Below are 15,142 nucleotides of genomic sequence, written 5' to 3' on the forward strand. Positions count from 1 at the left end.
GCAAGCACGTTGCCCGACACATAAATTCCTGTTCTGATTTTCTCCATTGTCAATCCTCCCTCTGATATTTCAGTGCGTTCCGGAAGTCAATGATGCCGTTTGTCTTGCGGACATCGTCCACACACATTCCATACAGTTTGCCGACATCTGTCTCGTCAACATCAGACACTGCCGCAAGAATATGCGACTGCACCGCCGACTGAACAGCCAGCTTGAACAACGCTCGGCTTATTCTCTGCTCACTGCCCTTGACGATGCCTTCGACTACTGACGCTGTCACCTCGCCGAGATATTCCGTCATGTTGTCCGAGCGACAATCGAGATACCCGGCGTAAAACCTGATTGCCTTCTCGATGAAGTCGCTTTGCGAACGTGCATTCGCCGCCGCCATGTGGTTGGTCATCAGCTCTTTTGTTTCGGGGTAGAGCCATACCGCCTGTTTTTCCTTGTTTGCCATTGAATCACTCCTTAATACTGTCCGACTTGTTTTTTGCTTGATAAACGGTCGTGATTCACTTGTGCGACCCACTTTTGGTAACACAAACAAAATCACAACCCCTTGAAATCCTGCACAAGACCCGCTCAAAAAGCTCGCAATTGCGGTCGGCTTTGCCGGTCGCTGTGAAGGCAGCGTCCACGCTGCTTTAACCTGCAATCCTATAATTTAGCGATTTTCCTGCCATTGAATCGGGTGGTCTGTGCATAATGTTGACCGACGCTTTTCAGTTCATTTTTATCATCTCCGTTCGATTTTTCATTCGCTATATCCTCGCCCACAAACGCCGACAAATCGTTTCTGTGGCGTTCTGTTGGCTTGGTGGTTGAACTACCCGACCTCTGTGCTTGGAGGGCACAAATCGCCCGACATTCGCTGTTCTATCTTTTTCTTGTCGAGCATCGCCACATTCACCACCGTGTTGGAGTTGTCACGAATTGAAATGGTGTTGCGGCTCGTCCGTGACAGCAGCAGACCCTCGCTGCGAAGCTGACGGAGCAGTTCATTTTTGCTAATCGTGAAATGCTCCCCCTGCTCCGAACATAGCTTGCGGACTTCCGAGTGTGCTGCGTCTGCAAACAGATAGTAGTGATCGCTGTCCTGCAAGCCGATGCACTTTTTCTGTCTCGATTGTGATTCAAGACCACGAGTTTCAACATAGCACCGACCGCTGTCTAGCAGACTTTTGAGCTTTTCACAGAAACGTGTGGTCGGATTTTCATTGACGATGATCTCGGCGTTGAGCGAACAACTTTGCAGAAGAATCATGACAAATGATTTTGTGTGGCTGCTGACTTCCTGCTCGGTGAGCTGCTCATGGTCGTGCAGGAATGTCAGCAAGAACTCCATTCCGATTTTCAGGTGCGAGAGCATATCAGGTGTTCGATTGTGGAATTTAATCTTCGCCGCAGTCAGCTGCTCAATGAACTCCGAACGATATTGCAAGAACTTTTCTGACAGCATTTTTGTGAACTCGTTTTCATCAGAGAGGTACTTGTGCTTCAACCATTCGACATACAGCATCATCATTTCTGACAACACATTCTGCTCTGCGAGCCGCTGATACTCAGACAACTCGGACAGTTTCACATCATTTTCATTCAACTCAATGTTGAAGTATCTCGCCGAACCCGACACAGAAATCTCCGGTACATACTCTGCTGTGATGATAGCATTGCCTGTCGGTGGACGGCTTGCTTGGAGTTCGGCTTTGCTATTGAGTCGGGCTCTACCAATTCTGTCGCCGTAATAGCGAGAGATATTCTGTGCAATGGTTCGCATCTCTTGTTCGTGGAACATACCGCTTGGGTGGAAATCATCAATGCAGGTCAGCACGTCTTTGAGATAATAATTGTTGCTGAGAATACTATTGGCGGTGTCATGAAAACTCATCGGCAAGTCACTTGCGGTGAAGCGTCCGAAGAACGACAGGAACAGTGCGGCGAGTGTTGACTTGCGGCTGCCGGTCTTTCCGATGAGTGCGGTCACGAACTTCGGCTCACAGCCAGCAGTTTTGAGGAAATGATTCAGCGGAGATAAAAACGTTACAGACAGCAACGGCAGCAGAACACTTGGCGGTGCGAAGCTGTTGTCAAGCATGGCGGAGAGATAAATCAAGTCGGACTTATCGCATGATCTGGTGAAGCGGTAACTGTTCAGCTTGCCTTGCAGTTCGACTGTGAATTTACTGTCGAGGTGCGGCATCAAAAACACCCACTCGCCGTTGAGCTTTCGCCAACCCGTCTGCGAATAGACGGTTTCGTTACGCACCGCTTGCTTGGTCTGCATGATTGCATGGCAGACTTTTGCGAGAACATTTTGCTTCGGAACAACAGCACCGTATTGTCCCCAGCGTTGCAGCAACCACTTCATCGACTGCATTTCGTCAGCGGATATGGTCTGTTCCGGCAAGACCTGACCGGTCTTGTGCGTCGCAGCGATGCGGAAGAGTTTGCGTTGTTCCACTCCGTCATCGTGCGTGATCTCGGCTTTCAGTACAGGCACGAAATCGGCGAGCTTGACATCTACAAGCTGGTTTCTGATAGTGACTTGTTCGTACAGACAACCGTCCTTGGCGATATACGGCTCGTTGTAAACCGTATCGTCATAGCGTGAAATTTGTCCGTTCATAGATCGACCTCCTTATTTTTCTTTTCGTATTACTGTATTACAAAACGCAAAAAAGCAAGTGTTTTCGGGCATTTCAGACACTTCTGTCCGCAATACATCCGCATTACAACATCCTACAAAACGTATTACACAGCAGATGTAAGCACCTCGCTGGAACAGTTCTGCGGAATTAAAAATGCCCCGAACACGTTGCGGCGTTCGAGGCGAAAATGCTTTCCACTTTATATATGTGCAGTTTTTGAGAAAAGGTATAAAAAGTCTGGACATTTAATTTTCGTCCCGCAGGACATTTTTGAATACGCATTACAAAACCGCATTTGTAAGCACCTTGTAAGAACATTTTTTCTGAACGTATTACTGCTAAAACGACAGTTTTGCAAGCTTTTAGCGGTTTGTATGCACTGTAAGACGGATTTTTGGGAATAGAGAGTACCCCAAGTGTGAGTGGTTCGCTTGTGGCAATTTTCACTTTCCAATATCTATATGTGCATTTTTTGAGAAAAGGTGTAAAAAGTCTGGACATTTAATTTTCGTCTTTCAGGACATTTTCTCTCTGTCTATTGATTTGACGTTCGGGATGTGCTATAATAATTGTATAAATCTGACAGGGAGGTGCGATATGTTTTCAGAATGCGTGTTCTGGGTCAAGGGCGACCGGATAGAAGTCAACGGTCGGGAGTTCATGCTCGGCGAGCTTTCGGCTTCTTGCCTGAATATCACGCCGAAGGAGTTTGAGGATATTTACGATCTGTATGAGTCTGCTGAACGTATTTTGGACAGAGAGTTTAGCGACAAGTCGGCTCAATGGGCGATGGATGCTATCCGGGAATGGAATGATAACGAGTTTGATGCTGACAACACTCCGGACGATATTGAACTTGAATATTTGCCGCCTGACAAGGAAGAATGGCAGAAGGTGAATGAAATGCTGTTGGAAATCTGCGATATGCTGCTGACACACAAGATATTTCAGGTTCTCGCAGACCCACAGTATATAGTTTTTCTTAAAAAGTTCAAGGTAATCACAGATGATATGCTGACTTCTGAAAAGTGGGAGAAATATGTCGTGATCGCCCATGCTCTGAAACCGATAGTTGACGACATTTACAATTTCAACAAGACGATTTACTATTTTATCACCGGCGGCATCATGCGGCTGAAAAAGTGCGACCCCGAGAATTATGCGGCGGCGTACTATGATTTTATCAACTCGCCAAACGCCTATAAAATGATTGCAAATCCTCTGTCCGAGCCGTTCATGAGCTATGATCTCACCGATAATCTTGATATGAATCTTATTCCATGTGAGACCGCTGAGGGCAGCGGCGAGTATATTATCGCTGAGTATTATCGTGCGAAACGGCTTCAATCGCTGCTCAAAGTCGATTTTTTCAAGGGGTTGATGGTCGGGCATCAGATACGCAGGTGTCTGAACTGCGACAGATTTTTCGTCGTGAGCGGTGGCTACAAGACCAAATATTGCGATATGCCCTCGCCTGAAAATCCGAAGCGTACCTGCAATCAGATTGCGTTCGCAAAGAAAAAAACGAAAGAGAAAAACGCCGATAACCCCAAGTATCAGAGCTATCAGCGGTGTATTGCAAGGCTCACAAAAAGCTGTCAACGTAAAGTTATAACAGAATCGGAAAAGCAGATACTTCTGCATAAAGCTGAGGAACTTTACCACACAGCTATGACCTCGCCGGAATTTACAAACGAAGAATTTGAGCAACAGTTATCTTCCACAAATTTGTACAATCTATGCGGCATAGCACCGCCGAAGAAGGGACGACCGAACAAAGAAAATGACGAATGAAGAATTGGTTTTGCGGTTTGAAAACAGCGACATGGCGGCGTTGAATGAGCTTTATTTGCAGTTGGAGCCGTTCATCGTATCTATCGTCAGGGACGTTTTGAAAAAGTTTGAGATGAACAATGCTGACTTAGCGGACGAGCTGTTTCAGGTCGGCTCGGCGGAGCTCATCGAGCGTGTTTACAAGAGAAATTATGCCCCCGACAAGGGCAGCTTTGCAACGTATATTTACCCGTATCTGAGAACCGCGATGGTGCGACACATTGAACAGTTCATAACACCTCTCACCGTGTCACACAAAGAACTGCTGTCGACAAGCAAATGCCGCAAGCTTCACAGAGACGGTATGACAGACGAAAATATCGCAAACGAGCTGTGTATCAGCAAACAGCTTGTCGCAAGGTATCTGCGGTTCTCGTTCAAGACCGAGAGTATCATGAAGTCGATACAGGATGAGTACGGCGAGGAGTATCTTGAAGACCCCCGGATCATATCTAACGACCCACAGCCGGATCAGGCGGCTTATACAAGTCTCTGTGCCGAAAAGCTGAAGCTGCTGTTTGATAAGCTCACACCGAAACAGCAAAAGATAGTCGGCAGATTCTACGGTGCATACGGATATGAGGAAATGAACCTCGGTGACATCGCTGAATTTGAACTTTTGACCGAGGACGCTGTAAAAAAGCAGAAGCATGATGCGTTGGAGCAGCTTTATTATGATTACTGGCATTTCAGCGAGCTTAGGACGTTTCGTGAGGCTTGGTGGGCGGTGGATTCCAATTGAAAATAAGGAGTATTAGACTGTGGGTGCTTATGATTTTTCTATGTAATTACTGTTTCAGATCTGCACTATGATAGAGGTAATCAGAAAGGATGCTAAGGCTTAAGGTATCGAGGTGGGTATCCTGACGATAGCTGACGCAGCAAAGAGAGCCAACATGACTGTTCCGGAGTTTGAAGATAAAATCGGATTTAAAGCGTAAAAGCAGCGTATATGCACTTGAGTCATAGTGCATATACGCTGTTAATATTTTTTGCGGTTCTTTTCCTGATGCTGTATAATATAACTTGAATCAAGCTACAGCTGCAGTCAAATACGCTATTCGTTTATCTATCCAAGGCATCAGTTTTAAAAGAACATCTGTATTAGTTTCATTTGCAAATTTGCCGCTAAATTCTCCTTAACTTGCGTCAGCAAGCCTGCGTCGAATTTAGACAATCTGACGAAATTTCTGACATCTCAAGCTTTAGATTGAGACACGCATCTGACGCACAATGGTCGTGCGGTATTGCCTTAACAACTACACAATTCATCATTCGGCAAATTGTTTCAAAACTATTGACAAACAAAAGAAAATATAGTAAAATAATCTATGTAGACACTGCTGCAATAAAAGGAGATAATATGTCTGTAATAGATTTTATGGCTGCCAAAAGTGTGCCTTTTGAAAAAAATAAATGGCTTTCGTTTGTTACTCACTCGGAAGATACTTCCGATATTATATGCAGATTATTTGATAAATGGCTTTCAAAGCACGAATGTGACTTTATTGCTGAATATCTTGTCGATCATGCCGATAAGGATTCCGCAGCGAAAGCTGTACGAAATTATTGCAGGCTTACTGCTCTGCTCCATGATATCGGAAAAATCACACCGGCATTTCAGAGTAAGATCACTGATAATATCGAGGGACACAGAGAACTTCTGTATCAAAACGGTTTAGACCTCGACAGAATAAATGACCCAAAAAGTTCACCACACAATGCGGCAGGATATGCCATACTTACTGAGTTTGGATTTTCTGACGAAACAGCAGCAATAGTAGGTTTTCATCACGGAAGAACTTTTTCCTCCGCTGATCAGATAGGGAATTATCCCACAAACTATTATGGTCGTGGTTCAAAACAAAAAAGAGAGTGGCGTACTCTTTGGAATGAATGGATCGAACATTCTCTGTCAATTTGTGGCTATTCATCTGTTGAAGATGTGCCTGTGCCTGATGTTAAGCTTCAAATGCTTGTAACTGCACTTTTGATAATGAGCGACTGGATAGCAAGCAACACATATTATTTTCCGCTGTTTGATACTTTTGAAAAGCCTGCTGATAGAAAAAGCCGCTTATCATATGCCTGGAAAAAACTTGATCTGCCGTTATACTGGGAAGTCGAACCGATTTTTGACAAATGCAGAATGTTTGAAGAACGTTTCGGCTTTTCACCAAATCTCGTTCAGCGAGAGCTTATGGAAATTGTAGATAATACAGTTTCACCGGGTATATACATCCTCGAAGCACCTATGGGTCTTGGCAAGACAGAGGCAGCTCTTGCGGCGGCAGAATTGCTTGCCGGAAAGTACAAGTGCGGAGGCATCTACTTCGGACTGCCCACGCAGGCAACGGCAAACGGTATTTTTGGAAGAATAAAGCAATGGTCTGAGCAGCAGTGCGACGGAGAAAAGCATACTATCCGTCTGGCACACGGAATGACAGAACTGAACGAGGAATATCAGAGCCTTTTCAACGGCAGTGCCAATGATGTATATTCCGAGACCGATGAAAGCACAGAGAGAAATATATTCGTACATGAATGGTTTGAAGGAAGCAAACAGGCACTGCTTGCAGATTTTGTTATAGGAACAATAGATCAGTTTCTGCTTGCTTCATTAAAGCAAAAGCACGTCATGCTAAGGCATCTGGGACTTGCCGGAAAAGTAGTCATTATTGATGAGTGCCATGCTTATGATGCGTATATGAATGTTTATCTTGACAGAACGCTTTCATGGATGGGAGCATATAAAGTGCCTGTTATCATACTTTCAGCTACTCTTCCACCTGCAAGACGAACAGGACTAATCAAAGCATATCTTAACACAAAAAAGGATATTCAAAATACAACTGATGAAAACGCCTATCCCGTTCTCACATGGACGGATAGCAAACAGGCTTTCGGAAAAGCTCTCGGTTATGATACTCCTGATAAGAAGATCAAGGTCAGCAGACTCGAAGAAGCAGAATTAACTGCCGTAATGAGAGAACGGCTCAGCCATGGCGGCTGTGCAGCAATCATAGTTAATACTGTGAAAAAGGCTCAGGAGCTTGCCAGAACGATCTCAGATGAACTCAGCGAATTTGAAGTAATATGCTTTCATAGCAGATTTACAGCAACTGACAGAGCTGATATTGAAAAAACGCTTCTGAAAAGAGTTGGCAAAACTTCTTCCGAGATTGACAGAGACCGATTGATAGTTGTCGGAACACAGGTCATTGAACAATCGCTTGATATAGACTTCGACTATATGGTAACAGAGCTTTGTCCTATGGATCTTCTGCTTCAAAGAACGGGTCGTCTGCACAGACATGATACCCATGATCGTCCCCAAGAGCTCACTCAGCCGGTCATATCCATACTTGATACAGACAGCGGCGGTTCTGAACTTATTTACGGCAAATGGCTGCTTGAACAGACGAAAAAATATCTTCCCGATGAACTTACGATACCCTCGTGCATCCCTTCCCTTGTCAGCAAGGTCTATGCTGAACCGAATGAAACAAGTTCAGAATGGGAGGAACATAAAAGAAAAATAGATGATAAGGAAACAAAAGCGAGAAAATACTGTATCGACTCGAAAAAACTTAGAAAAAGTGATATAACTCTCGACGAGCTTCTTGATGATAATGTCGGTAACAGTCAAAGGGCAGAAGCCTCAGTCAGAGACGGTGAGGATTCGATAGAGGTGTTGCTATTGACAAAGAGCAATAATGGCTGCCTGCGTTTTCTGCCATGGCGAAACGGCGGTGCTGAGATTGATATGACCATTACTCCTTCTGAAAGAGAATCAGCAGCAATTGCAAGGGAACGAATAAAGCTGCCTATGTATTTTACAAAACGCTTTAATGAAACGATAGATATGCTTGATGTTATACCTGACAGATGGCGTGAAAGCAAGCTGCTAAAGGGTGAGCTTCTGCTTACTCTAAACGAGGAGCTTGAATCTGAATTGCTTGAAAGAAAGCTCAGGTACAGCAAAGAATACGGACTTGAAGAGATCAAAGAGAATGAGGGGTGAATCATGGAAAGAGAATTTTGTCTGATAACTGAGCCGTGGATAAAAGTGATGAAAGCAGACAAGAACGTCAAGGAAGTAAGTCTTTCAGAACTGTTTAACAAAGCTCATGAATATCTATGTCTTGCAGGCGAAACTAAATCACAGGATTTTGCAGTGCTTCGCTTCCTTCTGGCTATAATTTACACGGTGTTCTCACGGTATGATGAAAACGGCAATGAGATCGACACGACCGATGATGACTACGATCCGGTACAGCTATGGAAGAATATATGGGCTGCCGGGAAAATGCCGACTGCATCGTTTGAAAAGTACTTCGATAAGTGGAAAGAAAGATTCTGGCTGTTCGATGAAGAATATCCATTTTATCAATCGAAGGCGGTCAATAATAACCGAACGACCAATAAAGATGAGCTTAACCCATATGGAACAAAGAAACTTATTGGTTCATTATCACAGAGCGAAAATAAGAATAGGTTATTTTCTGATAGGGATAATAACGGAATTTTACTGGAGTACTCAGAAGCGGCACGTTGGTTGATAAACCTGCATTGCTTCGATGACACATCTATTGGACCAAAAGATAAAATACTCGGACCCAAAAAGACATGGTGCAGTATTATCGGAGGTATATTCCTTTCTGGGAAAAATCTTTTTGAAACTATAATGCTCAATTATGTTGCAAATGCTGATTTAGATAGTGATAGTCTTATTTCTAAACCATTCTGGGAAAAAGACAATAATTTCAAGCATAGCGAACTTATCGCCGTCCCGAATAATCAAGCTGAGTTATTGTCGCTTCAAACTCGTGGTGCTTATTTTTCAAGAAATGACAATAAGGTCACAGGAGTATTTCTTTCCGGCGGCTATTATTTTGAAGAAAATGATGTTTTTATTGAGCAGATGACCTTATGGCAAGCTCAAAAAAACAAACAAAACATTAATTGTTTCGAGCCCAAAACGCACGACATGACTAAAGCCGTCTGGAGAGAGTTTGGCTCAATTGCAGTTTTCCCTTTAAATACCCAAAATGATAGTTCAAAGGGAATAAGAACTCCTGGAATAATTCGTTGGTATCAATATCTGATCAGAAAAAGAATCATTCCTTCTAATAACACAATTCATATTACAACAGTATGTTTTGCCAATAAGGGTGATTCTTCATACTTAATCACCGATTATTCAAGTGATGAATTATCATTTCATTCTGCACTTCTGGAAAATATAGGTGCCAACTGGCGAAACCGTATCAATGATGAAATTTCAAAGATTGAAAAAGTTGCCGGTTTAATTGCCAATCTTTCAATATCATTACAGAAAATCAAAGGATATTCTGAAAATGAAAAAGAAAATTGGAAGACAAAAGAACTAAAACGCAGATTAGCTACAATGCAGTTCTACGACCGCATAGACCGTCCGTTCAGGCAGTGGCTCGAAAGCATTGACCCTGAAATCGACGATATGGATGATAAGACCGAGAAACTTGATAAGACAGTATTTATAATTGCAAAAAAGCTTGGAAACGAGCTTGCTTTACAGGCTGGTAACAGTGCAATATTCGGCAGATATATTAAAACCGACAGCAAATCCAAAAGCAGACCTGTCACATCATCTGCTGAGGCACTGAACCGATTCATAGCTTCGTTAAATAATATATTCGGAAATGGCGGTGATAAAAATGATAAGAGCTGATGAAGTGTATAAATATACGCTCCGAAAGATCAAGTATCTGCAAAGCGTAAAGGACAGCGGTGCCGGAAAAGGTCTTCTTGCGGAATTGCGTCGGGGTGTTGGCAAACATCCAGGAGAAATGCCTGAGCTGTGGGGATTCATTTTCGTTGGAATGCCGGATGAACTCTTTGAGAAAAAGAATTCTTATCGTTTTGAATTTGCGGTATATACTGCTCTCACGCTGTATGCCCTGCATTGTCAGGGAAGCGACAGGGAGGTCTATGCCGAAGGTGTAAGTATAGGGCAGGCAGCGGCAGCACTTGTAAGCTCAGATGACGATATTCCCAGAGTGATGAACCGCCTTAATCTGGTTGTGACGGCAGTATCACCCGATGACCTTGCTTATTACCTTAGAGGATTGATCCAGCTTATCAAGGGCTGTAATACCGGACTAGATCATGCCAAACTTGCAAAGGAAATATACAGTTTTTCAAACAACAATGCTGCAAACAGTATAAAACTATCATGGGGCAGAGATTTTTACCGTTCGATCTATTATAATACCAAAGGAGAGAATAAAAATGGATAAGCAGAGATTTTATGTTGATATACACATTTTGCAGACAGTACCGCCAAGCTGCGTCAACCGTGATGATACCGGCAGACCAAAGACCGCTGTGTACGGCGGTGCAAACAGAGCAAGAGTATCAAGTCAGGCATGGAAGCACGCAGTGAGGGATTATTTCAAAGATTTAATATCTTTTGAAAAACTTGGGTACCGTACAAAATATGTGAAAAAACTTATAGTTGATAGTTGTATAAATATGTCTTCTGAATTTGATCAAGAAGATTACGAAAAGGCTGTCGATGAAGTGTTAAAACTCAAATACAAGCGTAACGGTAAAGAACATACCTTGTTTGATTTTGAAGATAAGGATAAGACAAAGGTTTTGTTCTTCATTAGCCACAAACAGAGCCAAGGATTTGCGGCTCAGATGATTGAGGATTTAAAGAAATGGGCGACGGAAAAAGAGAAGGACAAAAAGGTTAAATTAAAAGATATTGTGGATGTTTTTGAGTATAGAAAAATACTGTCAGAGAATCCAAGTATCGATTTAGCTTTATTCGGACGCATGGCTGCCGATGATGTTGACCTTAATGTTGATGCAGCTTGTCAGGTCGCACACAGCATATCCACTCATGTAGTAAACAATGAATATGATTTCTTTACCGCAGTAGATGATTGTGATAAAAATGGGGCGGGACATCTTAGTACTATGGAATTCAATTCTTCAACACTTTACAGATATGCTACGATCAATGTGACCGATCTGAAAAAATGGATCGGCAGTGATGCAGCTGATGCCGTAAAAGGTTTCACCGAGGCTTTTATCTGCTCGATGCCGACCGGCAAGCAGAATTCCTATGCCAACAGAACACTTCCCGATATGGTTTATGTAACAGTCAGAAAAGATCAGCCCGTAAATCTCTGCGGTGCATTTGAAAAGCCTGTTGTTTCAAAAGAAGGCTATATTGCATTATCAAAAAAGGCACTGTTTGAACACGCCGAAAGAGTTTATGACGATTTCTGCGGAGCACCTGACACAAGCTTTGTTGTCGGAAACGAAAGTGTGCTTGGAGCGGAAAAAGTCAGCATTAACGTGCTGCTTGATAAGCTGAGTGAGCTTGTCAGTGGGGTGGTCTGATGGCAACTTTATTGCTTAGACTTGCAGCACCGATGCAGTCATGGGGAGCGGAGTCAAAGTTTGAAACAAGAAGAACTCTTCCATACCCGACTAAAAGCGGCGTGATCGGCATGATCGCTGCGGCTCTTGGTTTTTCGAGAGATCAGAGTCTTGAAGACCTTAATATGCTGCGGTTCGGAGTGCGTGCTGACAAAGAAGGCGTGCTTATGCGTGATTATCATACTGTTCAGGCGGAAAAGCCTTATATCACCGAACGTTATTATATCGCAGACGCAGTGTTCCTTGCTGGACTTGAAGGTGAGCGGCAGAAGCTCGAAAATCTTGAAAATGCACTTAGATCACCTGTGTATCCGCTGTATCTTGGAAGAAGATCATGTCCGCCGACAATGCCTCTTGTGCTTGGTATTCGTGACAAGGAGCTTCACGCAGCACTAAACGAAGAACCGTGGCTTCTTTCAGAATGGCGGCAAAAAAAGGCTTGCAATAACGATGAAAATGTTTTGAGGTTCATAATAGAAGACGAAAGCAGCAATTCAGCCATAAGAGATGTGCCATTGTCATTCAGCAAAACACGGCGTGAACATGGCTGGCGTGGCGTAACTTGCTGTGATAATACTGTCATGAAGAATGGTTCTGACGAAGCGGAAACGCTGCATGATCCTTTTAATGAATTGAGGTGAGCAGACTTTGTATCTTACAAGAGTTGCACTTGATACAGCGAACCGCAGGACTATGAAAGCACTTGCATCACCAAGCATACTACACGGAGCACTTGAAAGTTCATTCAGCGGTGAAAGAAAACGCAATCTTTGGAGGCTCGATAATCTTAACGGGAAGCTTTATATGCTGATACTCAGCGAGGAAAGTCCTGACCTCAGCGGATTTTGTACACAGTTCTCATCCGAGATAAAATGGGAAACTGCTGATTACGAAAAACTGATCAACGGTATAAAAAACGGGAGCTGCAAACGCTTCAGACTTACTGCGAATCCCACATACTCGGTAAGTAATAATAAAGGCGAACGCGGAAAGGTCCATGCACACATCACGCCTGAGCATCAGAGAAAATGGCTGATGAACAAGAGTACAGCTAACGGTTTCAAGCTTTCGGATAACAACTTTAACATTGTTCAAAGCAAATGGAAACAGTTCTACAGATCAGGTTCAAAATATGTCACATTAATTTCCGTAACGTATGAGGGTGTGCTGGAGATCACTGACGAGGAGCTTTTCAGGAAAGCCCTTAGAAACGGTATCGGCAGGGGCAAGGCATACGGAATGGGACTTCTTACTGTTATGAACATCGGAGGGGAAAACTGATGTCAGAGATTCCGGGCATGATAAGACCTGATCTATGGGAGCTTCCTAAGCTTAGTGACAGGATGACTTTCTTGTATCTTGAACATTGTAAACTGAACAGGCAGGACAGTGCAATAACTGTGTTCGACGAGAAAGGTGTCATTCACGTTCCGTCCGGAATGATTTCTGTACTGCTGCTCGGACCCGGAACAGAGATAACACATCGTGCTATGGAGCTTATAGGAGACGCAGGGATAAGCGTATGCTGGATAGGCGAACACGGTGTGCGGTATTATGCAGGAGGCAGACCGTTGACTCACAGTTCACGGCTGATTTTGCGGCAGGCAGAGTTAGTCACAAATCAGCGAAAGCATCTTGATGTTGTGAGGAAAATGTACATAATTCGTTTTCCCGATGAGGATGTTTCGGGACTTACACTTCAACAACTGCGTGGAAGAGAGGGCAGCAGGATCAGAAAAGTCTATCGGGAAAGCTCAAAAAAATGGGGCGTGGAATGGAACGGCAGAGAATATGATCCGCAAGATTTCACGGCTTCAGACGTTGTGAATCAGGCATTGTCAGCAGGTCACGCCTGTTTGTACGGACTTGCTCATGCGGTAATATGTGGTATAGGCTGTTCACCCGCACTTGGTTTTGTTCATGTGGGGCATGAATGTTCTTTTGTGTATGATATTGCCGACCTCTACAAAGCGGATATAACGATACCTGTGGCTTTTGAGATCGCAGCAGATCCGCCCGATGATATTTCGGGTGCAGTGCGAAGACGTATCAGAGATGAAATGGTAAAGAACCGCACACTTGAAAGAATGGTCAGAGACATAAAATATCTGCTTGATCCTGAAAACGAGCTTATACCTTATGAAAAGGTCATGTATCTCTGGGACAATAAAGATGATCTTGTGGATTTCGGAAAGCAGTATAGTTCGGGTGACGAAAAATGATGGTCGTCATTACTTTAACAAGCTGCCCTGCAAAGCTCAGAGGTGATCTTACACGATGGCTGTTCGAGATAGATACAGGAGTATATGTCGGGAATCTTAGTGCAAGAGTCAGGGACGGGATATGGCAAAGGATCTGCGATAATATCGGCAGCGGCAGAGCAGTCATGACATACGCTGCGGCTAATGAGCAAAAACTTGATTTCAGGATATGCGGCAGCGAGTGGATACCGACCGATCATGACGGTATAAAGCTCGTCAAAAGAATGTTCCCATCAGAATCGGACAGCAAATATAAAGCAGGTTCTAAAAATGTCATAAGGCACAAAACTCATCTTGAACAGAGAAAAAGAAAAGGAGATGATACCCCCGATTATACAGTTATAGATATTGAAACAACAGGGATCAAGACTGATGAACGCATTATCGAACTCGGTGCTTTGCGTATAAGATCGGGCAAAGAAACTGGCAGCTTTTCAGCACTCGTAAAATGCGGCAAACCTGTTCCAAAGGAAATTATGAAACTCACCGGAATAACCGATGAGCTTCTTGAATCCGAAGGCATCGAGCCTGACAGAGCCATTCAGCTTTTTACCGAGTTCTGTGGAAACGATACTCTTGTCGGACACAACATCAGTTTTGATATAGGATTTTTGCAGCGGCTATGTAATGAAACAGGCAGGACTTTTTTACGAAACAGGACTATTGATACTATCAGGATAGCCAAAAGAAAAACAGATATTGCTGACGGTTACAGTCTTGCTTCAATATGCGGACATTTCGGGATCGAGATTAAAACTCAGCACAGAGCAATAGAAGATTGTAAGCTGACCTACAGGATCTTTGAGAAGTTAAAGGAAATTGAAGGGGAATGAAAAACAATCCCCTGTATTTTCAAGCACTTCTTAGTCTTATCCCCGCACGGGCGGGGGTGATCCTACCATTGACATTATATTGTTTATTATTCATATCTTATCCCCGCACGGGCGGGGGTGATCCTAGCGA

General features: G+C 43.6%; 12 protein-coding genes. 10 read left to right on the forward strand and 2 right to left on the reverse strand.

Annotated elements, in window-relative coordinates; all coding sequences use genetic code 11:
* Nucleotides 1-49 precede the first annotated feature (49 nt).
* Both BT142_RS17555 and BT142_RS17560 read right to left on the reverse strand, forming a co-directional pair.
* Nucleotides 50-457 (reverse strand): hypothetical protein, encoded by a 408-nt coding sequence (locus tag BT142_RS17555; RefSeq protein WP_072419358.1) that lies wholly within the window; start codon nucleotides 455-457, stop codon nucleotides 50-52.
* A gap of 369 nt (nucleotides 458-826) precedes the next feature.
* Nucleotides 827-2,626 (reverse strand): DUF927 domain-containing protein, encoded by a 1,800-nt coding sequence (locus tag BT142_RS17560; RefSeq protein WP_072419359.1) that lies wholly within the window; start codon nucleotides 2,624-2,626, stop codon nucleotides 827-829.
* 619 nt (nucleotides 2,627-3,245) lie between these two features.
* Here BT142_RS17560 and BT142_RS17565 point away from each other — a divergent pair.
* The 10 genes from BT142_RS17565 (at nucleotide 3,246) to cas2e (ending at nucleotide 15,012) form a co-directional block, all read left to right on the forward strand.
* Entirely contained in the window at nucleotides 3,246-4,442 is a 1,197-nt protein-coding gene (locus BT142_RS17565; RefSeq protein ID WP_072419360.1) for a DUF6076 domain-containing protein, read from the forward strand.
* Nucleotides 4,432-5,223: a sigma-70 family RNA polymerase sigma factor gene (locus tag BT142_RS17570; protein ID WP_084659551.1), complete on the forward strand. Its 792-nt coding sequence runs from the start codon at nucleotides 4,432-4,434 to the stop codon at nucleotides 5,221-5,223. Before BT142_RS17565 ends, BT142_RS17570 begins: the two co-directional genes overlap by 11 nt.
* 555 nt (nucleotides 5,224-5,778) lie before the next feature.
* Nucleotides 5,779-8,505, forward strand: coding sequence for a CRISPR-associated helicase Cas3' (gene cas3 / locus BT142_RS17575; protein ID WP_139182295.1), 2,727 nt, complete (start codon nucleotides 5,779-5,781; stop codon nucleotides 8,503-8,505).
* A gap of 3 nt (nucleotides 8,506-8,508) precedes the next feature.
* Nucleotides 8,509-10,194, forward strand: a complete 1,686-nt coding sequence (locus BT142_RS17580) for a type I-E CRISPR-associated protein Cse1/CasA (RefSeq protein ID WP_072419467.1) — start codon at nucleotides 8,509-8,511, stop codon at nucleotides 10,192-10,194.
* Nucleotides 10,166-10,762, forward strand: coding sequence for a type I-E CRISPR-associated protein Cse2/CasB (casB, locus tag BT142_RS17585; protein ID WP_084659552.1), 597 nt, complete (start codon nucleotides 10,166-10,168; stop codon nucleotides 10,760-10,762). The genes BT142_RS17580 and casB overlap by 29 nt, the downstream gene beginning before the upstream one ends.
* The gene (gene cas7e, locus BT142_RS17590) at nucleotides 10,755-11,879 is read left to right on the forward strand and encodes a type I-E CRISPR-associated protein Cas7/Cse4/CasC (RefSeq protein ID WP_072419469.1); all 1,125 of its coding nucleotides are present in this window, start codon (nucleotides 10,755-10,757) and stop codon (nucleotides 11,877-11,879) included. The genes casB and cas7e overlap by 8 nt, the downstream gene beginning before the upstream one ends.
* The gene (gene cas5e / locus BT142_RS17595) at nucleotides 11,879-12,559 is read left to right on the forward strand and encodes a type I-E CRISPR-associated protein Cas5/CasD (RefSeq protein WP_072419470.1); all 681 of its coding nucleotides are present in this window, start codon (nucleotides 11,879-11,881) and stop codon (nucleotides 12,557-12,559) included. Before cas7e ends, cas5e begins: the two co-directional genes overlap by 1 nt.
* A 7-nt stretch (nucleotides 12,560-12,566) precedes the next feature.
* Nucleotides 12,567-13,199 carry a type I-E CRISPR-associated protein Cas6/Cse3/CasE gene (gene cas6e, locus BT142_RS17600; RefSeq protein ID WP_072419471.1) on the forward strand — a complete coding sequence of 211 codons (633 nt, stop codon included), beginning with the start codon at nucleotides 12,567-12,569 and terminating at the stop codon, nucleotides 13,197-13,199.
* Entirely contained in the window at nucleotides 13,199-14,140 is a 942-nt protein-coding gene (cas1e, locus tag BT142_RS17605; RefSeq protein WP_072419472.1) for a type I-E CRISPR-associated endonuclease Cas1e, read from the forward strand. The genes cas6e and cas1e overlap by 1 nt, the downstream gene beginning before the upstream one ends.
* Nucleotides 14,137-15,012 (forward strand): type I-E CRISPR-associated endoribonuclease Cas2e, encoded by an 876-nt coding sequence (gene cas2e, locus BT142_RS17610; protein ID WP_084659553.1) that lies wholly within the window; start codon nucleotides 14,137-14,139, stop codon nucleotides 15,010-15,012. The genes cas1e and cas2e overlap by 4 nt, the downstream gene beginning before the upstream one ends.
* Nucleotides 15,013-15,142 lie beyond the last annotated feature (130 nt).

The organism is Ruminococcus sp. YE71 (assembly GCF_900119155.1).
In the GTDB taxonomy this organism is placed as follows: Bacteria; Bacillota; Clostridia; order Oscillospirales; family Ruminococcaceae; genus YE71.

Bases quoted from the DNA above. Each gene is read 5' to 3' on its own strand.
- casB (WP_084659552.1), top strand. From the start codon at position 10,166: ATGGCGGTGATAAAAATGATAAGAGCTGATGAAGTGTATAAATATACG.
- cas5e (WP_072419470.1), top strand. From the start codon at position 11,879: ATGGCAACTTTATTGCTTAGACTTGCAGCACCGATGCAGTCATGGGGA.
- BT142_RS17555 (WP_072419358.1), bottom strand. From the start codon at position 457: ATGGCAAACAAGGAAAAACAGGCGGTATGGCTCTACCCCGAAACAAAA.
- cas2e (WP_084659553.1), top strand. From the start codon at position 14,137: ATGATGGTCGTCATTACTTTAACAAGCTGCCCTGCAAAGCTCAGAGGT.
- BT142_RS17565 (WP_072419360.1), top strand. From the start codon at position 3,246: ATGTTTTCAGAATGCGTGTTCTGGGTCAAGGGCGACCGGATAGAAGTC.
- BT142_RS17580 (WP_072419467.1), top strand. From the start codon at position 8,509: ATGGAAAGAGAATTTTGTCTGATAACTGAGCCGTGGATAAAAGTGATG.
- cas1e (WP_072419472.1), top strand. From the start codon at position 13,199: ATGTCAGAGATTCCGGGCATGATAAGACCTGATCTATGGGAGCTTCCT.
- BT142_RS17560 (WP_072419359.1), bottom strand. From the start codon at position 2,626: ATGAACGGACAAATTTCACGCTATGACGATACGGTTTACAACGAGCCG.
- cas7e (WP_072419469.1), top strand. From the start codon at position 10,755: ATGGATAAGCAGAGATTTTATGTTGATATACACATTTTGCAGACAGTA.
- BT142_RS17570 (WP_084659551.1), top strand. From the start codon at position 4,432: ATGACGAATGAAGAATTGGTTTTGCGGTTTGAAAACAGCGACATGGCG.